This window comes from Ruegeria sp. BG7 (assembly GCF_056535685.1).
The window spans coordinates 402195-419868 of record NZ_JBQFIU010000002.1 but is presented as its reverse complement, the minus strand read 5'-3'; the positions used below and the strand labels follow the sequence as shown (position 1 = coordinate 419868).

The window sequence follows — 17674 nt, the reverse complement described above, 5'->3', positions numbered from 1 at the left end:
ACCAAATCCCCCAGCCGATGTAAACCGGCTAGGGTTGTTCGTCAGGTTGGTCGCCCTCGGGTCGGGGTAATGCTGGAGCGTAGAGGAACGATCATGTGTGGTCGGTGGGCTTCCTGTCTGACAAGTTCGGGGCATCGCACCGGCTCCGTATCCTCAGGGCTGGCTATGACTGTTGTCAGAACGCCTGATCGTATTCATGGCCGCTCGCAGGAATGTTATTGACCCCAGGGGTCAATGCCGACCGTTTGCGCATGGCGATCAATCGACAACGCTGACAGCTTTGTACAACCGGCGAAATCGCTGCAATCGTTCAGACAAAGCGGCCATCTCGTCAGGTTCAAACCTGTCAGTTGTGGACGGCTGAACTGCAAGGTCCGCCTCTTGCAAAGCACCAACACCGCAGGCCGCAAGACGGGCAGCGCCAAAGGCTGGACCTGAATCGGACCCTTGTGAGCGCACGATGGGTTTCCCCGTGACCGTGGCGATCAGGCGCAATAACAGATCTGACTGGCTGCCCCCTCCGATAGCGGCCAATTCTGGCAAGCTGTCAATTGTATCGCCGAAACTCTGTGCTGCGTCAGCAAAGCAAAATGCAATTGCTTCTACCACAGAACGACAGATTTCAGCGCGTGTTGTCGAATCCTCAAGACCAAAGAAGCTCGCGCGGATATGGGGATCTCCCAAAGGGCTTCGCTCACCAGTCAGGTAAGGCAGGAAGATCGGCAAACGCTCTCCGCTGGCCGTTTCGGCAAGTGCAACAACCTCGGCAGCGGAAAGCCCCAGCTGCCCACCTATCCACGAAATTGGCCGCGCACCGTTCAGCATTGCGGCCATTTGATACCAACGGCCCGGCAACGTGTGCGCAAATGCGTGTACATAACGTTCTGGATTGGGTTTGTATTCGCGATCTGCAACGAACAGTTGGCCGGATGTTCCCAGTGAGATAAACCCACGTCCCGGTTCGGTAGCCCCCAGAGATACAGCACCTGTTGCCGCGTCACCTCCTCCGGCCACCACGGGAACACCTTCCTTCAACCCGGTCATCGCGGCAGCTTGTGCTGTTACACTTCCTACAACGTCGGTGCCGTTAAAAATCGGTGGCAACCAGCTGGGTAAGACGCCAGTGGCCTCAGTAATCCCGACATGCCAGTTGCGCGCGGCCTGATCCAGCCAAAGTGTTCCCGCAGCATCTGAGGTATCGGTTGCCAATTCTCCATGCAGGCATAAGCCGACGTAATCCTTGGGCAGCAGCATATGAGCGAGACGCGAATAGTGTTCGGGTTCATTCTGTTTCAGCCACGAAATCTTGGGCGCTGTAAACCCTGGCAGCGGAAGAACACCTGCGATCTGCCCGATTTTCGGCTGGACCGCGCGCAGTTCGTCGCATTCTCGTGCTGATCTGCTGTCATTCCAAAGGATTGCCGGGCGGATCGGACGCAGATTGTGGTCCAGCAACACGGCCCCATGCATCTGACCAGACAAACCGATGGCTTTCACGCCCGACAGCGTGACTTGTCCGGAAAGTTGGTTCAATGCGTCGCGTGTTGCATCCCACCACAGATCCGGGTGCTGTTCTGACCATCCGGGCCGCGGCGAGGACGTGTCGATCCCTACCGAGGAAGTGGCGAGAATCCGGTCGGTATCCGTGCAGACAAGTTTGACTGCTGATGTTCCGATATCAATCCCAAGATACATTCAGACCTCTTGCACCGCTCATGTCTGGCTATTGATTTTTTGTCGCGCGCAAAGAATATGTAAAAATATGATAAGATCAAGGCGGCTGGAATCCGCAGGCAGACTGGAATGACCAAGATAAAAAACATGGAAGAGTTCGCGGCCCTCAGCGGGATCTCGCGACCCACGGTGTCCAAGTATTTCCACGACCCCGACAGCGTACGCCCGACAACAAGGGCGCGCATCGAAGAGGCGCTGGAACGGTTTGACTACCGCCCGAATATCTATGCTGTGAACCAGAACCGGAAACTGACCAAGAACATTGGCATCGTCGTGCCCTATCTTGCCGATCCGTTCTTCGCTGAAATTGCCAGGTATCTGGAACAATCCTGCATTGCGGCGGGCTACCGACCGTCCCTGTTCAGCTCACACGGGGAACAAAAACTAGAAAACGAAATTCTGGACGGGCTGCAATCCATGAAACCCGCAGGGGTTTTGCTGGCACCATTGGGGCGCATCTCGGACCGATCCGCAGTCGAAAAATTCTGTGCCAATGTGCCAACCGTCCTGTTCGACAGTAATCTTGATGGTCTGGGGGCAGCTTTTGTTGGTTCGGACAATTTCAGCTTTGTTTCGCAGACCGTGGAATACATGACACGGACAGGCGAGCCGCCTTCATTCTTTGAAATGCGCACACCTGCAAACCCAAACGCCAACAAACGACGGAAAGCCTATATTGAGGTTATGGAACGCCTGGGGTTCGAGCCTCATATCATCAAAGTCGATGGCAAAGGCTGGGCTTTTGAAGAGATTGGGCATCGGGGCGCTTTAAAAGTTCTGGCAGAGCGTGGGCTGAAAACAAACTCGGTTTTGTGCAGCAATGACAGGCTGGCCATTGGATTTCTTGCGGCCTGTTTTGAACAGGGGATTCGGGTAGGGCGCAAAGATGATTGCACGCTGCGCGTGGCCTCGAATGACGATCACCCCTTTGCAAAGTTTACGTGCCCGTCTCTGACGACTGCTGCACATGACTACGACAACGTTGCGGGGCGCAGCGTAGAGACTTTGTTCGAACTTATTGAAAATGGTGGAGAATTTGAAACACGCAGTGAAACCCTTTTTCCCGCAAGGCTGGTTCTGAGGGATTCTGCATAAGCGAATTATTTTAACGCGCGTAAAGTTTTTATTGACGGCGCGACAATTTACGATCTAGGCTCCCTGCACGACATCCAAGCTCAGGGAGGACAGGGATGTATCTGAAGCACGCACTTCGTGCGGCGACTGCATTGACTTTCGTCGCCACGGCAGCGGCCCACGCGCAATCCATTACCATCGCCACTGTGAACAACGGCGACATGATCCGGATGCAGGGCTATACCGACAAATTTACCGAAGCGACCGGCATTGATGTGGAATGGGTGACACTGGAAGAAAACGTGCTACGCCAGCGCGTGACCACCGACATCACCACCAAGGGCGGTCAGTTCGACATCATGACCATCGGCATGTACGAAACGCCAATCTGGGGCGCGAATGGCTGGCTGGTCCCGTTAGAAGGCATGTCCGCCGAATATGACGTGGACGACATCCTGCCCGCGATGCGTAACGGCCTCAGCAACGACGGCACACTGTATGCAGCCCCGTTCTACGGCGAAAGCTCGATGGTGATGTACCGCACCGACCTGATGGAACAGGCCGGGCTGGAGATGCCTGATGCGCCGACGTGGCAGTTCATCCGTGAAGCTGCGGCAGCCATGACCGACCGCGACAACGACATCAACGGCATCTGCCTGCGCGGCAAGGCCGGTTGGGGTGAGGGCGGCGCGTTTATCACCGTGACTGGGAATTCCTTCGGTGCCCGCTGGTTCGATGAGGACTGGAAACCTCAGTTCGATCAACCCGAATGGAAAGAAGCGCTGACCTTCTTCGTCGATATGATGAATGAGTCTGGCCCAGCGGGATATGCGACCAACGGGTTCAACGAAAACCTCTCGCTGTTCCAGCAAGGCAAGTGCGGCATGTGGATCGACGCCACCGTCGCGGCATCCTTTGTGACCAACCCGAATGACTCGACCGTGGCTGACCAGGTTGGCTTTGCGCTGGCACCAAATTCGGAAGGTGTCGACAAACGTGCCAACTGGCTGTGGGCTTGGGCACTGGCCATTCCTGCGGGCACGCAGCAGGAAGATGCGGCCAAGCAGTTCATCGAGTGGGCAACTTCGAAAGATTACATCGAGTTGGTGGCCGAAAATGAAGGCTGGGCCAATGTGCCTCCGGGTGCACGGACCTCACTGTATGAGAATCCGGAATACCAGAAGGTTCCATTCGCCAAGATGACGCTGGATTCGATCCTTGCGGCCGATCCGGACAACTGCTGTGCACAACCGACGCCCTATGTTGGCATCCAGTTCGTCGCGATCCCGGAATTCGCAGGCATCGCCACGCAGGTGAGCCAGGAGTTCTCGGCAGTCTATGCCGGACAACAGACGGTGGACGAGGCGCTTGAAAAAGCGCAGGCCTTCACCGCTGAAGAAATGGAAGCCGCAGGGTACTGACGTCTTCTCCCCGCGGGTGGGCAGCGCTCTGCCCCCCGCCTCAACCCTTCCACAACCCGCGTTTTTCTCGCAGGCTAAGCTACGCCTGAACAGAGAGGTCTTGCGTCATGGCTACTCAACATTCCCGATCCGTTGCTCGCCTGATGATGGCACCCGCAGTGGTCCTGCTGCTTGGCTGGATGCTGGTGCCTCTGACGATGACGCTGTATTTTTCCTTCAAGAAGTACCTGCCCCTGCGTGGCGGTGATCTGGGATGGGTCGGGTTCGACAACTACGTCCGCTTTGTCTCGTCCAGTTCGTTTTGGCCTGCAGTTCAGGCAACGCTGATGATCGTCGGCGGTGTTCTGGTCATCACCGTTGTTCTGGGCATCCTACTGGCGATGCTTCTGGATCAGCCGATGTGGGGCCAAGGAGTTGTCCGTATCCTTGTGATCGCGCCCTTCTTCGTAATGCCTACAGTATCCGCGCTGGTCTGGAAGAACATGTTCATGGACCCGGTCAACGGCCTGCTGGCGCATCTGTGGCGTTTCTTTGGGGCCGAGCCGATCTCATGGCTGTCCGAGGCGTCGATGACCTCGATCATCATGATCGTCTCGTGGCAGTGGCTGCCCTTTGCAACATTGATCCTGTTGACCGCGATCCAGTCGCTGGACAGTGAGCAGTTGGAAGCGGCAGAGATGGACGGCGCACCGGTCCTGAAACGCTTTTACCACATCATCCTGCCGCATCTGAGTCGCGCGATCACCATCGTGATCCTGATCCAGACGATTTTCCTGCTGTCGATATTCGCCGAGATCTTCGTGACCACTGGCGGCGCATTCGGCACCCGCACGCTCACCTACCTGATCTTCCAGCGCGTGCTGGAGAGCCAGAATGTCGGCCTCGGATCAGCCGGAGGTGTCTATGCCATCATTCTTGCCAATATCGTTGCAATCTTCCTGATGCGCATCGTCGGCAAAAACCTGGACGCGTGAGGAGGTAAGACCATGGCCCGCGCCGTCACAACCCGCCGCAAATCGCTGAACACTGCCCTTGCCTGGGCCGTCGGACTGCTGATCTTTTTCCCGATCCTCTGGACCATCCTGACCAGCTTCAAGACCGAGGCGCAGGCAATTGCCAGCCCACCGATTTTTCTGAACTTCAACTGGACGCTTGAGAACTATGCCATCGTGCAGGAACGATCTGATTATATGCGGTTCCTGTGGAATTCGGTCATCATCGCGGGTGGCTCGACCATACTGGGTGTGATCATCGCCGTCCCCGCCGCATGGGCCATGGCCTTCGTGCCGTCCAAGCGCACCAAGGACATCCTGCTGTGGATGTTGTCCACCAAGATGCTGCCTGCCGTCGGCGTACTGTACCCGATTTACCTGCTGTTCATCCGGTTGGGCCTGCTGGACACGCGTGGAGGGTTGGTCGTCGTCTTGATGCTGATCAACCTGCCGATCATCGTCTGGATGCTTTACACATACTTCCGTGAAATTCCTGGTGAAATTCTAGAAGCTGCGCGGATGGATGGCGCGACACTCAAAGAGGAAATCCTCTTCGTCCTGACACCCATGGCTATCCCCGGCATCGCCTCAACGGTGCTGCTGAACTTCATCCTCGCGTGGAACGAGGCGTTCTGGACGCTCAATCTGACGGCCGTTGATGCGGCACCGCTTACGGCTTTCATCGCCAGCTACTCCAGCCCCGAGGGCCTGTTCTTCGCCAAGCTCAGCGCGGCCTCGACCATGGCTATCGCACCGATCCTGATCCTTGGCTGGTTCAGCCAGAAACAACTCGTCCGCGGCCTGACCTTCGGCGCTGTGAAATAAGGAACACGACACATGGGACGCATTCAACTCAAGTCCGTGACCAAAAGCTTCGGCGACGTGCAGGTCATCCCGCCGCTGGACCTAACCATCGAAGATGGCGAGTTCACCGTCTTCGTCGGCCCCTCGGGTTGCGGCAAGTCCACCCTTCTGCGCCTGATCGCGGGGTTGGAGGATATCACCTCAGGCTCCATCGACATTGACGGTTCGGATGCCACAGACGTGCCGCCCGCCAAACGTGGATTGGCGATGGTGTTCCAGTCCTACGCGCTCTACCCGCATATGACAGTGCGCAAGAACATCGCTTTTCCCTTGCGCATGGCCAAGCTGGATCAGGCCGAGATCGACAAACGCGTCGAAGGCGCTGCAAGCGTTTTGAACCTGACCGACTATCTGGACCGCCGCCCCGGCCAACTGTCCGGTGGTCAGCGCCAGCGGGTGGCCATTGGCCGCGCTATTGTGCGCGAGCCTGCGGCGTTCCTGTTCGATGAACCGTTGTCGAACCTCGACGCGGCTCTACGGGTCGGCATGCGGCTGGAGATCAGTGAGTTGCACGAACGGTTGGCGACCACGATGATCTACGTGACCCACGATCAGGTGGAAGCCATGACTATGGCCGACAAAATCGTTGTTCTACAGGCCGGAGTGATCGAGCAAGTCGGCAGCCCGCTGGAGCTATACCGCACACCGCGCAATCTGTTCGTGGCTGGCTTCATCGGCTCGCCAAAGATGAACTTCATCGAAGGGCCAGAAGCGGCAAAACACGGCGCTCAAACCATCGGAATCCGGCCAGAACATATTGCTGTCTCAGAAACGGAAGGTGAATGGTCTGGGGTTGTAAGTGTTTCAGAGCACCTTGGATCCGACACCTTTTTCCACGTTCACGAAACCGGATTGGCGGAAACGATCACCGTCCGTGCGGATGGCGAGGTTGGGTTCCGCCATGGGGACCGCATCCACCTGACACCAAGGGATAACGTCATTCACCGGTTTGACGCAAAAGGTCTGCGGATCGAATGAAACGGCTGGCAGGCAAAACCGCCCTGATCACCGGGGCCGCGCGTGGCATTGGATTGGCGTTTGCCAAAGCATATGTGGCAGAGGGCGCCCGCGTAGCTATAGCCGACATTGAAATTAAGCGTGCGCAGGACGCAGCCGCCGGGATAGGCGAGGCCGCCTTTGCTATCGAAATGGACGTAACCAGCCAACAGAGCATAGACGCAGCCGTTGCCAAGACGGCCTCACTTCTCGGCCCCATCGACATATTGATCAATAACGCAGCCATCTTCTCAGCGGCACCCATCGTCGAAATCGAGCGCTCAGATTACAACCGTGTTTTCGAAATAAACGTCGCAGGTGTTCTGTTCACAATGCAAGCCGTTGCGCGCCATATGATCGAGCATGGAACCAAGGGTCGGATCATAAACATGGCATCGCAGGCCGGGCGCAGGGGCGAACCTTTGGTCGCTGTTTACTGTGCCAGCAAAGCCGCGATTATCTCCCTCACGCAATCTGCGGGACTGAACCTGATCTCTCATGGGATCAACGTGAACGCCATTGCCCCAGGTGTCGTCGACGGCGAGCATTGGGACGGTGTCGATGCTTTCTTCGCAAAACATGAAGGCAAACCGCTTGGTCAAAAGAAACGCGAAGTGGCGGCAGCCGTTCCGTACGGCCGGATGGGTCGCGCCGACGATCTGACCGGGATGGCGGTGTTTCTAGCCTCGGATGAGGCCGAATACATTGTCGCACAAACCTACAACGTCGACGGCGGAAACTGGATGAGCTGATGGACCCTCTGGCGAACGCAAATCTCCCGGTCAGGTTACAGCGCAACACCCTGCCAGACCTGCCAGAAAGTGTTGGGACGCCCGCGTATGAACGCGCTGACCTTGCGCCGGGCATCGTTCACATCGGGCTTGGTAACTTTCATCGTGCGCATCAGGCTTGGTACATTCACCAACTGATGCAACAAGGTCTGGCATATGACTGGGCGATCATAGGTGCCGGTGTACGAAACTATGACGCCAAGATGCGAGAACGCCTGCTGGAACAGGACTGCCTGACAACGTTGATCGAGCTGGATCCCAACGGGATAACCGCAGAGGTAATTGGTTCGATGATTGATTACCTGCCGATTGAACCCGGCAATGGTACTTTGATCCAATGCATGGCTGAGCCATCCACGAAAATCGTGTCAATGACGGTAACGGAAGGCGGGTATTTTCTGAACGCCAATACCGGTACGCTTGGCCTTGATCACGAAGATATTCGGTATGATGCGAAAAACCCGGATCAACCCCGTACGGTTTTTGGCGCAATCGTTTCGGCTTTGAAAAAACGCCGGGACACAGGCCTCAGACCATTCACCGCGTTAAGTTGCGACAACCTTCAGGGCAATGGGGCAATCCTGCGAGAATGCGTTGTCGGGCTGGCGCGCCTGTCTGACACTGATCTGGCCGAGTGGATTGACCGAAACGGCGCGTTCCCCAATTCCATGGTGGATTGCATCGTTCCGGCAACGACAGACCAAGTGATATCGCAGTGCCGCGCGCTTGGCATCGACGACCGCGTGCCAGTCTCTCACGAAAACTTCCGTCAATGGGTGGTCGAAGATGATTTCTGCGCAGGACGACCGCCACTCGAAAAGGTTGGGGTAACGCTGACCCGCGATGTCCACAGCTACGAGACAATGAAACTGCGCATATTGAACGGTGGTCACCAGCTGCTTGCGAATGTCGGTGAAATTCTAAATGTTTCGACAATATCTGATTGTATGTCGGACCCGGACATCCAGGCATTTTTTCGGAAAGTTCAAGCAGATGATATTTTGCCGTTTGTCGAAGCCGTTCCCGGAACGACCCCGAAAGAATACCTAGAGCTGGTTGAGAAGCGGTTTGCAAACACCGCAGTTCATGACACGACGCGCCGGGTTGCGTTCGACGGATCGGCACGCCATCCGGGTTTTCTGCTTCCGTCGCTGCGCGATGCAACGGCATCTGGGTCTTTCGCAAACGGGCTTGCACTTGCCGAAGCTTTCTGGTGCCGGATGTGTGCGGGTATTCGTGAAGACGGCTCGGAGATTGAGCCCAACGATCCGCAATGGGACACCCTTCACAAAGCTGCTTTGGTCTCTAAAGCCGATCCGGAAGCATGGCTCGAACAGCGTCAGTATTACGGCGACCTCGGGCGCGGAACGCGATTTGCCGAAGTCTTTGCCATGTGGCTGAACGCGATTTGGCGGAATGGGAGCCGGGCAGCTATAGCTCGATACATCGCATGATTGATCCGGTCACTTAAGGCGAACTGGCAGCCGTGTTTCGGGGTATCGGTTTCGATTTCAGCACCATTTTATCAGTAAAATGGTCAGAACTTGGCGATACAATTGGCCAACGGGGAATGTTGCAAAAACAAACCCTACATCAAAGCAGCAGCTTCGCGTGCTACAGTTTGAAAAGCTTGATAGGTTTGAAATCGTCTTTGATGAAGATCTGAAATCCGTCCGCCCGAGGGCCGATAAACATCAGAAACGCGTGACATCTCTGACATACATTTGGACAAACTCGCACCGTGCTGTCCGGCTGCGCAGGCCCCAAGGATCGCCGCGCCTAAAAGAACCGGCTCTTCAGTTTCCGGACCAGAAATTGAGATGCCCGTTGTATCCGCCAAAAGCTGCCGCACGGGCTCTTGTCGGCTGGCCCCTCCGGAGACAACTATGTTCGAGATTTTGGCACTGTGTTCCGCCTGCGTTTCGATGATCTGCCGCAGCCCGTAGCCCAACCCACAAAGACCGGCGATATAGAGGCTGACAAGACTTTCCAGAGATGTGTCCATGTCCAGCCCTGCAATCACCGCGCGTGTGCGCGGGTCGGCAAACGGTGCGCGGTTGCCGAGGAACTCGGGAACAACATGCAGGTCACGGGCGAGGTCAACAAGATGGCCAGAGCTGTCGACCATTTCCGTAGCCTTCGTCATCAGCCAGTTGGGAACGGAAAGGCCGGCATTTTTGGCGCGATCTGCCGCTTGCTGGGCTGCGGGGTGCATCGCAATCAGCCGCTCTATTCCAACGCCAGCAGCGGACTGACCACCTTCATTCAGCCACATGCCCGGCAGCATTGCCGAGTAGTACGGCCCCCAAACACCAGGAACAAAAGTAGGATCGGCGGTTGTTGTCATTGTACAAGAAGATGTCCCGAACACATACGCCATGTTTTCGTTCGCAGGACCAAGACCCTTTGCGCCCACCGTTCCGACACCGCCAGCATGAGCGTCGATCAATCCGGCAGCCACAGGGGTACCCGCGACAAGACCAAGCGATTTGGCCGCTTCGGCAGTAAGACCATTCGCCAAAGGCTGCCCTGGGTCGATGATTTCATTGCCAATGCGACGAAAGCCTTCTTCCGCCAGTTCGCCTAAACCTGTTTGTTTGAAAAAGCTTTCATCCCAACCGCCGCTTCGCGCGACGTAGGTCCATTTACATGTCACCGTGCAACTTGACCGCGCCGTAGATCCTGTGGCCTTCCATGTCAGGAAATCCGTCAGGTCAAAGAAATGCTCGGCAGCAGTAAATGTTTCGGGCATGTGGCGTTTGAGCCAAAGAAGCTTCGGTAACTGCATTTCGGGTGAAACAGCTCCGCCCACATAAGCCAGAACAGCATGCTTCGTTGCGTTGATTTCATCCGTCTCTGCCATGGCACGATGATCCATCCAGACGATGATGTCCCGCGCTGCGTCCCCGCTGGATCCCACGGGTAACGGTGCCCCGTTCTTGCCTACAACGACGAGAGAACATGTGGCATCGAACCCGATGCCGGCAACATCCTTCGGGTCGACGTTGCTCTGGGCCACTGCTGCTTGCACAGCCTTGCAGACTGCGGACCAAGCTTGCGTCGAGGATTGTTCGACAATATCCGCGCCTTCTTGAAACAGCGCAAGTTCACACACACCGCAGCCTTGCAGGTGACCTTCTGAATCGAATATTCCTGCGCGCGCACTGCCGGTCCCGACATCAACCCCCAAGAAAAATCGCATTGTTCCCGTCTCTTCTGTTTTCTCTGGCGTTGTTAGATGCGTGGCCTCGCAACATCGTTGCTGCCCTCGGACTCGGGGCCAAAACCATACTTCATACGCTGCATCTGGTCGATAACACGTGACATTTCATCGTCCGACAATATCGGTGGTTCCCCCAACGGCAACGCCTGCACGTAAAGGCGCGACAAGGTCTCGACTTCAGTCGCCAGCCAAAGAGCTTCGTCCAAAGTCTTGCCAATCGCGATCTGCCCGTGTTGGGCCAATAGACACGCGGTTCGGTCCTTAAGCGCAGTCAGCACCGCGTCAGACAAATCCTGAGTCCCAAAGGTTGCATATTGTGCGCAAGGGATCGTTGTACCCCCAGCCACACCCACCATGTAGTGAAACGCCGGAATCTGACGATGGTGACAGGCAAGCGTGGTTGCGTAGACCGAGTGGCAGTGCAGCACGACATCGATATCCGCCCGCTTTTGCAGAATATCACGGTGGAACCGCCATTCCGACGATGGCCTGCGCCCGACATAGGTGCCCTCGAAATCCATCTCGACCAGATCTTCGGGTTTCATCTTGTCATACGGCAGAGATGATGGCGTGATCAGGAACCCGCGCTCGAAACGGGCCGACAAATTGCCTGCCGTACCCTGATTAATTCCGGTGGCATTCATTTTTAGGCATGTCTCGACCATGCGCTCGCGCAATTCTCGTTCAGTCATTGAGGCGGGCTCCTTGTCCGTTTGCGGCCTTGCGCCACTGCTTCGCGTATTCTGCCAGACCAGGCATCACAATAGGGGTTACCGGATCAAGCGCCAGAGGTGGCGGTGAAGATCCAGAGTGTTTGCAAGCCAGTTGCAACGCACCGGCGACAACACCATGCGTTTCATGTGACGCTTCGGTCCGACGTTCCGGGCGCAGAGCAGCAACAATGGGCGCATAAAGCGGCTCATTCAGAAAGGTCCCATCCAGAATAAGCCTGTCCCCACCGTTCAACACATCAGAACAGGTCACTGTCAGCAACGCCGAATGAAGCACCGCCAGCGCTTTGCGTTCTAACTCGTCTGCCGGAGGTGCCCCAACGAAATGCCCTTGCCTTGCCGAGCCGGGAAACTGCCCTTCGTTTTCTCCAAAACTTGGTATCGCCATGGTCCCGCGTGCAATCATTCGCTCCAAGACCTTGCGGTCGGCAGCCTGATTATCGGCGTCCGGTCCTGCTATGGCCGAGAATTCGCGCCCACCCATCGTCAGCGCGCCTCCGACCGGGTCGCCGTCCATATCGGCGTTGATTGTTGTGCCGAGCGTTTGATCAAGACTTGCGATGTCTGCTTCGCGCGACAATGCAACCACCCAGGTGCCCGTGGAAACAAGTGTAAAGTCGGCGATCTGAGCAGCCAGATACCTGAAGAAATTCGCGGAAGAGTCATGCGCGCCAGTCAGTACAACCATGTTTTGAGGCAAGCCGAAACGCTGCACCAGAGTGTTGCGAACTGGTCCAAGCGGTTCCCAGGCCGCCCGAAACTCTGGGATCAATCTCTGCCAGCCATGATCTTGAACTATTGGTGTCCAGCGGCGGCGCGGGACGTTCCACAGATGCGACTGCGCGCCCATTGCAGAGTATTCCGAAGCCGCAACACCGGTCAGCCACCATCCCCAGAATTGCGCTATATTCAGAAAATGCCGGGCCTTTCCGAACTCAGTTGGACAGGCACGCTCCATCCATAGCAACTGTCGGGCGGAGTGAGTGGAAGCCATCATTACCGGACTGCCACGGTCCTCGAACGTTCCCGCCTTTCTGCGATATTCAACATCAATTTCGGGTGGACATGCCTGTTCATAGTCGATCATGTGCAAGACGCATCCGGCGCCGGTGCTATCCGGATCGGAACCCACAAGCACACCGCCCGAACCGTGACCAACAGGAACAATCGTCCGAATGGGGTGCCGTTGGCAGAGCTCGGAAAGCGTACCGATCAGCCAGGCTGCGATACCATCCAGGTCGTGAAACCGCCAAATCTTTCCATCCAGCACAGTGTTGGGGGTCGACCAATTCTCTAGCAAAGTGCCATCTTTGCTGGCGACCCAAAGTTCGACATTGGTTTTACCAACGTCAAGTACCGCGATATCACCCTTGCCCGTCAACGTCTTACCACGGGGGTTGTGGGACAGCCTCTCTCATGTCCGGGTGAACCTTGCACCGCAGTCATATGAGCCGATATTGGGCGGCCTTGTTCCTGAGGAACGGCAAACCCTTGTCCATAACATCCTTGAAAGAAGGGGCAACGGGTCGCCAAATCGCAAGCCCGTACCCGATCTGTGGCGGCATATTGATGAAACTCTCCATTGCGAGCCCGCCCTTGAACCCAATCGCCGCCAAAGTGGCGTAAATCTCGTCCCAATCACACGTCCCCTCGCCCGGCGTGCCACGGTCACTTTCCGACAAATGAATGTAACGCAGGTGTTCGCGTGCATCGAGGATGCCATTACCTGCGCCCTTCTCTTCGATATTCATGTGATAAGTGTCGAGATGGATGAAAATATTGTCAGCGCCCACTTTTTCGATCATCTCGACCGCCTGCCAACCCGTATTGATCAAGTGGTTCTCATAGCGATTCACGGGCTCGATACCAAAGGCGATGCCCAGCGTTTTTGCGTGTTTCGCGGCGCCCTCCAAGGCGCGTGCGATATTGTCATACTCGGCCTGAGTGGGCGGCACACCCGTGCGTTCTCCAATGCCACCATACGTGACACCGGACAGGGCTTCTGCGCCCATCTCCTTGGCTTTGTCCATAGCGTTGACAAGGTGCGCGATTGCGCCATCCGGGTTGACCGAGGCCCAGTTTTGATCGGGCAGCCCCAGCGAGCAGACAGCCCGCATCTCGTATTTTTCAAGTAAGTCACGCGTATGGGCCGCGTCGACAACGCCTGTATCCAGCAGGGCAATCTCGATGAAGTCCATCTGATAGGCGGCGGCGGCCGGTATTGTCCGCTCGGCCCCATCGCGATCCCAGTGCATTGTCCACATGCTGGTATGTACGCCGAAACCTTCCATAATCATGTCCCTCTTCGTCGTTTTAATTGCCATCGCGCGCCAACCCACCGCAACGCCATCACGCCAATCAGAAACAGACCCCAGACAGCCGTAGACAGATGCTGGTTGGCACCGATCAGGTTCAGACCTGATGAAAGAGCTTGCAGAATAATCAGGGCCAAGACCACTGGCAGCACGCGCCCGAACCCTCCGAACGGATCAATCCCGCCCAGAAAACACGCCAGAACAGTTACCAAAAGCAACGCCTCACCATGGCCGACACGGACTGAATTGAAGCGCGCGGCCATCAGAATGCCCGCCACAGCGCAGATCATGCCTGAAATGGCATATATCAACACAAGGGTACGACGTGTCGGCAGCCCGGAATACTCAGACGCCTGAATGTTCGAACCGATCATGTAGACCGAGAACCCGTGCCGCGTGCGTTTGAGCATGATGTGCCAAACAAGCGCGGCCAGCAGGAAGATGATCATCGGGACCGGAATGCCCAGAAAACTGCCGTGACCCAGTACATTCATATATTCCGGGAAACCCGAAATATCGCCGCCGCGCGTCAGAAATTCTCCCAAACCACGCAGGAAAATCATCATGGCCAGCGAAACCAGAATGGGGTGCGCGCCCACATAAGCCACCACGACTCCCATGACGGCGCCAGAGGCGGCACCAGCCAGCAAGGCAAGCGCTGCTCCAAGAACGAAAGCCCCTGGCCCCGCTTCGGCCCCTCCGAACGCGATGAGAACCCACGCCAATGCGAGCCCCGAGATGTTGGCCTGAAAGATGATCGCAAGGTTCAATCCGCCCGACAGGATCGGCACAAGCATGGCCAATGTCAGCAGACCCAATACCGGCATTTGAAAGGCCATTGAGCGTAAATTAGCGCCCGTCAGAAACAATGGTGTTGCCAGGGAAAACGCCAGAAAGACCAAGCCGAGAAAGACAAGCAATGGTAAGGTTTCGGCCCCAAGTGCCGCATGTATCCGTTCGCGCAGGTTCATCCCGTTTCTGCCTTTGCAATACTAGTGGCAGCACGCGGACGCCAACCAAAGCTCAGGTTCGATGACGAAATCGCCAACAGGATCGCAGCGCCGATAATCATCTGGAACGCAAAGGGAGAGATCCCCAGAAGGTTCAGACCGTTTTGCGTGATCGCGACAAACATAACCCCCAGAATGCATCCAAAGACGGTGCCACGACCGCCGCCCAACCGGGCACCGCCAAGCACTACCGCGGCCAACACGTCCAACTCTCGACCGTAAAGCGCATTTGGCACCACCTCTTGCGCAATGTTTACCTGCATCAACCCACCGATCCCGGCCATCATTCCGCACCATCCAAAGGCGACGATCTGCATTTGCCAGATATTCACACCCGCACGCCGAGCGCCCTCGGGATTATCGCCAAAAGCATAAAGCTGGCGACCAAGCGTAGTCAGGCGAATGAGACCCCAAGTCGCGACCACACAGACAATCATGACAGCAACCGAGAGATTCAGTTCTGACCAGGTCCCGTCCGCCGCCTGCCGTTCGAAGATGAAGATGCGGTCGGTCCACCAATCCGGCAGGTTGTAGATGTTTCGGCCTTTGGTGAAGAACATCAGCAATCCAAAGAACGCATTGAAGGTGGCGATGGTGATAACGATGGAAATCACCCGAAATCCGTGGATCAAAAGCGCGTTGACCAGTCCGAGACCGATCCCGAGCAGAGCTGCAACGAAAAAACCAATCGCCCAATTGCCGCCGCCAATGCTCATGAAAACCTGAGCTGCCACATATTGAACAACCGAAGCAGCCACCGCGAAGGAAATATCGATACCGCCAGCAATTAGGACAACCAGCAAGCCGACCGCCCAGATCAGATTGACTGCGTTATTGTTCAACAGCGACGTGACATTTCCCATTGTCAGGAATGTGTCGGTGCCAAGCGACAAACCGAAGATCATCAAAAGCAGAACGACGCTGAGGCGCGCTTCGACGGGGTGTGTTCGAAAGTGGTCACGCATAGATACGTGCCTCTAGTTCAGACACGCTGGTGGTGCGTGGATCGTATTCGCCCACAATCTGCCCATCCGCCATGTGAAGGACACGATCCGAATTGAACATCGCTTCGGTCACCTCGTCCGAGATCAGAAGGATCGCCAGCCCCTCATCGGCCAACTGACGCACGATCTTAAATATGCCGGCCCGCGCCCCGACATCCACACCGACAGTCGGACTGTCCAGGATCAAAAGCCGTGGTTCGGTTGCCAGCCATTTTGCCAAAACAACTCTTTGCTGGTTGCCTCCTGACAGTGTCGAGACTGCGTCTTCTGGCCTTCCAATTTTCACGGCAAGTTCTCTGATCCAGTGCCCAACAAGGTCGGATTGGCGTTTGGGAGACAACAAGCCAAGGCCATTGAGAATGCGGTCCAGCACAGAAATAGCGGTATTGTCCGCAATGGATTGCGGCTGGATAAGTCCTAAAGACAGGCGGTCTTCGGACACATAGGCAACACCGCGTGCGATGGCCTCGCGAATTGAGGCAAAGCGGACCGGTGTACCCTCCAACCGGATTTCGCCCACATCCAACGGGTTCATTCCGATCAGTGCATGGGCAAGTTCTGTTCGGCCAGCACCGATCAAACCGGTAAGGCCAAGTACCTCTCCGCGCCGTATGGTCAGGGAGACATTCTGGAATTCGCCGTGCCGACACATCCCCTGAACTTCCAGCACGGGTTCCGCCTGTGCGCGGTCCTGCGCATTGACTGTGTGCTCCAACAACGCCCCGGTCATCAGTTCACCTAGGCGGGATTGTGTCATGTTTTCCGTAGAATACACGCCGACAAGCTTACCGTCGCGCAGAACTGTGACCCGCTCAGAAATGTCGATAACTTCGGCCAGACGGTGACTAACAAAAACAACAGCGATCCCTTGTGAGGATAGCGTGCGCACCACCTCCAACAATGCATCTGTTTCGGTTTGGGTCAGCGAAGCCGTCGGTTCATCCATGAACACCAGCCGGGCTTCACCCATCAAAGCACGGGCAATGGCAACGATCTGGCGTTGCGCGATCGGTAGGTCTCCCAGTCGGGTATCAAGGTTCAATGGTACATGCAAACGATCAAGAACCGATTGGACATGGCGTCTGTAGTGGCTTCCAAAATTCAGGCGCGGTATCAGCCCGACCATCTCATCAAAAGCGATGTTTTCCGCCACTGTCATATGCGGAAACAGCGCAAGATCCTGCCATATGACGGCAATACCCAACGCCCGCGCTTTTGTTGGAGAAATCGTAGTAAAGCTGTGGCCGAACAATTCCAATTCAGCACCGGGGTCAGCTGTATAAACACCTGTAACGATCTTGATCAGCGTTGACTTCCCGCAGCCGTTTTCTCCGGCAAGGCAATGTACCTCGCCCGGCCGCACTTCGAAATCGACGGATTGCAGCGCCTTTACCCCGCCGAAGGTTTTCGAGACGTTTCGCAGCCTCAACGCCGGGGCCGTATCAGGATCAGTTTTCATTGTGTTCTATGCCTGAGTGGAGACCCACGTTTCGCGGATCTCCAAACCGTCGAACCACGA

General features: G+C 56.3%; 15 protein-coding genes. 7 read left to right on the top strand and 8 right to left on the bottom strand.

Annotation, left to right across the window (positions count from 1 at the left end):
- Positions 1-258: 258 nt before the first annotated feature.
- Positions 259-1695, bottom strand: a complete 1437-nt coding sequence (xylB, locus tag ACR3EH_RS19815; RefSeq protein WP_171187379.1) for a xylulokinase — start codon at positions 1693-1695, stop codon at positions 259-261.
- A 108-nt stretch (positions 1696-1803) separates the two neighbouring features.
- On the opposite strand from xylB, the gene ACR3EH_RS19810 reads away from it, so the two are divergent.
- The 7 genes from ACR3EH_RS19810 (at position 1804) to ACR3EH_RS19780 (ending at position 9326) form a co-directional block, all read left to right on the top strand.
- The gene (locus ACR3EH_RS19810) at positions 1804-2829 is read left to right on the top strand and encodes a LacI family DNA-binding transcriptional regulator (protein ID WP_171095549.1); all 1026 of its coding nucleotides are present in this window, start codon (positions 1804-1806) and stop codon (positions 2827-2829) included.
- Between the two features lie 95 nt (positions 2830-2924).
- The gene (locus tag ACR3EH_RS19805) at positions 2925-4229 is read left to right on the top strand and encodes an ABC transporter substrate-binding protein (RefSeq protein WP_171187377.1); all 1305 of its coding nucleotides are present in this window, start codon (positions 2925-2927) and stop codon (positions 4227-4229) included.
- Between the two features lie 107 nt (positions 4230-4336).
- The gene (locus ACR3EH_RS19800) at positions 4337-5203 is read left to right on the top strand and encodes a carbohydrate ABC transporter permease (RefSeq protein WP_170534370.1); all 867 of its coding nucleotides are present in this window, start codon (positions 4337-4339) and stop codon (positions 5201-5203) included.
- A 12-nt stretch (positions 5204-5215) separates the two neighbouring features.
- The gene (locus ACR3EH_RS19795) at positions 5216-6046 is read left to right on the top strand and encodes a carbohydrate ABC transporter permease (protein ID WP_171187375.1); all 831 of its coding nucleotides are present in this window, start codon (positions 5216-5218) and stop codon (positions 6044-6046) included.
- Positions 6047-6058: 12 nt separating this feature from the next.
- Complete coding sequence (locus ACR3EH_RS19790; protein WP_171187374.1) at positions 6059-7063, top strand: ABC transporter ATP-binding protein; 1005 nt, start codon at positions 6059-6061, stop codon at positions 7061-7063.
- Positions 7060-7833: an L-iditol 2-dehydrogenase gene (locus ACR3EH_RS19785; RefSeq protein WP_171187372.1), complete on the top strand. Its 774-nt coding sequence runs from the start codon at positions 7060-7062 to the stop codon at positions 7831-7833. Before ACR3EH_RS19790 ends, ACR3EH_RS19785 begins: the two co-directional genes overlap by 4 nt.
- Positions 7833-9326, top strand: coding sequence for a mannitol dehydrogenase family protein (locus tag ACR3EH_RS19780; RefSeq protein ID WP_171187370.1), 1494 nt, complete (start codon positions 7833-7835; stop codon positions 9324-9326). Before ACR3EH_RS19785 ends, ACR3EH_RS19780 begins: the two co-directional genes overlap by 1 nt.
- Before the next feature lie 134 nt (positions 9327-9460).
- On the opposite strand, the gene ACR3EH_RS19775 is transcribed toward ACR3EH_RS19780, so the two are convergent.
- From ACR3EH_RS19775 to ACR3EH_RS19745, 7 genes are all read right to left on the bottom strand, one after another.
- The gene (locus ACR3EH_RS19775; protein ID WP_171676221.1) at positions 9461-11074 is read right to left on the bottom strand and encodes an FGGY-family carbohydrate kinase; all 1614 of its coding nucleotides are present in this window, start codon (positions 11072-11074) and stop codon (positions 9461-9463) included.
- Positions 11075-11106: 32 nt separating this feature from the next.
- Complete coding sequence (locus tag ACR3EH_RS19770) at positions 11107-11787, bottom strand: class II aldolase/adducin family protein (RefSeq protein ID WP_171187367.1); 681 nt, start codon at positions 11785-11787, stop codon at positions 11107-11109.
- On the bottom strand, positions 11780-13207 hold the full coding sequence (locus ACR3EH_RS19765) for an FGGY family carbohydrate kinase (protein ID WP_174839931.1): 1428 nt from the start codon (positions 13205-13207) through the stop codon (positions 11780-11782). Before ACR3EH_RS19765 ends, ACR3EH_RS19770 begins: the two co-directional genes overlap by 8 nt.
- Positions 13208-13268: 61 nt before the next feature.
- Positions 13269-14117 carry a sugar phosphate isomerase/epimerase family protein gene (locus ACR3EH_RS19760; protein WP_216601663.1) on the bottom strand — a complete coding sequence of 283 codons (849 nt, stop codon included), beginning with the start codon at positions 14115-14117 and terminating at the stop codon, positions 13269-13271.
- Between the two features lie 2 nt (positions 14118-14119).
- Positions 14120-15112, bottom strand: coding sequence for an ABC transporter permease (locus ACR3EH_RS19755; protein WP_171187363.1), 993 nt, complete (start codon positions 15110-15112; stop codon positions 14120-14122).
- Entirely contained in the window at positions 15109-16116 is a 1008-nt protein-coding gene (locus ACR3EH_RS19750; RefSeq protein WP_171187362.1) for an ABC transporter permease, read from the bottom strand. Before ACR3EH_RS19750 ends, ACR3EH_RS19755 begins: the two co-directional genes overlap by 4 nt.
- Positions 16109-17614, bottom strand: a complete 1506-nt coding sequence (locus ACR3EH_RS19745) for a sugar ABC transporter ATP-binding protein (RefSeq protein WP_171187360.1) — start codon at positions 17612-17614, stop codon at positions 16109-16111. The genes ACR3EH_RS19750 and ACR3EH_RS19745 overlap by 8 nt, the downstream gene beginning before the upstream one ends.
- Between the last annotated feature and the right edge of the window lie 60 nt (positions 17615-17674).

What these genes read in the sequence shown, in the direction of transcription:
- ACR3EH_RS19760 (WP_216601663.1), bottom strand. Translation starts at nt 14,117, where the DNA reads ATGGAAGGTTTCGGCGTACATACCAGCATGTGGACAATGCACTGGGAT.
- ACR3EH_RS19785 (WP_171187372.1), top strand. Translation starts at nt 7,060, where the DNA reads ATGAAACGGCTGGCAGGCAAAACCGCCCTGATCACCGGGGCCGCGCGT.
- ACR3EH_RS19770 (WP_171187367.1), bottom strand. Translation starts at nt 11,787, where the DNA reads ATGACTGAACGAGAATTGCGCGAGCGCATGGTCGAGACATGCCTAAAA.
- ACR3EH_RS19750 (WP_171187362.1), bottom strand. Translation starts at nt 16,116, where the DNA reads ATGCGTGACCACTTTCGAACACACCCCGTCGAAGCGCGCCTCAGCGTC.
- ACR3EH_RS19780 (WP_171187370.1), top strand. Translation starts at nt 7,833, where the DNA reads ATGGACCCTCTGGCGAACGCAAATCTCCCGGTCAGGTTACAGCGCAAC.
- xylB (WP_171187379.1), bottom strand. Translation starts at nt 1,695, where the DNA reads ATGTATCTTGGGATTGATATCGGAACATCAGCAGTCAAACTTGTCTGC.
- ACR3EH_RS19745 (WP_171187360.1), bottom strand. Translation starts at nt 17,614, where the DNA reads ATGAAAACTGATCCTGATACGGCCCCGGCGTTGAGGCTGCGAAACGTC.
- ACR3EH_RS19755 (WP_171187363.1), bottom strand. Translation starts at nt 15,112, where the DNA reads ATGAACCTGCGCGAACGGATACATGCGGCACTTGGGGCCGAAACCTTA.
- ACR3EH_RS19805 (WP_171187377.1), top strand. Translation starts at nt 2,925, where the DNA reads ATGTATCTGAAGCACGCACTTCGTGCGGCGACTGCATTGACTTTCGTC.
- ACR3EH_RS19795 (WP_171187375.1), top strand. Translation starts at nt 5,216, where the DNA reads ATGGCCCGCGCCGTCACAACCCGCCGCAAATCGCTGAACACTGCCCTT.
- ACR3EH_RS19775 (WP_171676221.1), bottom strand. Translation starts at nt 11,074, where the DNA reads ATGCGATTTTTCTTGGGGGTTGATGTCGGGACCGGCAGTGCGCGCGCA.
- ACR3EH_RS19800 (WP_170534370.1), top strand. Translation starts at nt 4,337, where the DNA reads ATGGCTACTCAACATTCCCGATCCGTTGCTCGCCTGATGATGGCACCC.
- ACR3EH_RS19790 (WP_171187374.1), top strand. Translation starts at nt 6,059, where the DNA reads ATGGGACGCATTCAACTCAAGTCCGTGACCAAAAGCTTCGGCGACGTG.
- ACR3EH_RS19810 (WP_171095549.1), top strand. Translation starts at nt 1,804, where the DNA reads ATGACCAAGATAAAAAACATGGAAGAGTTCGCGGCCCTCAGCGGGATC.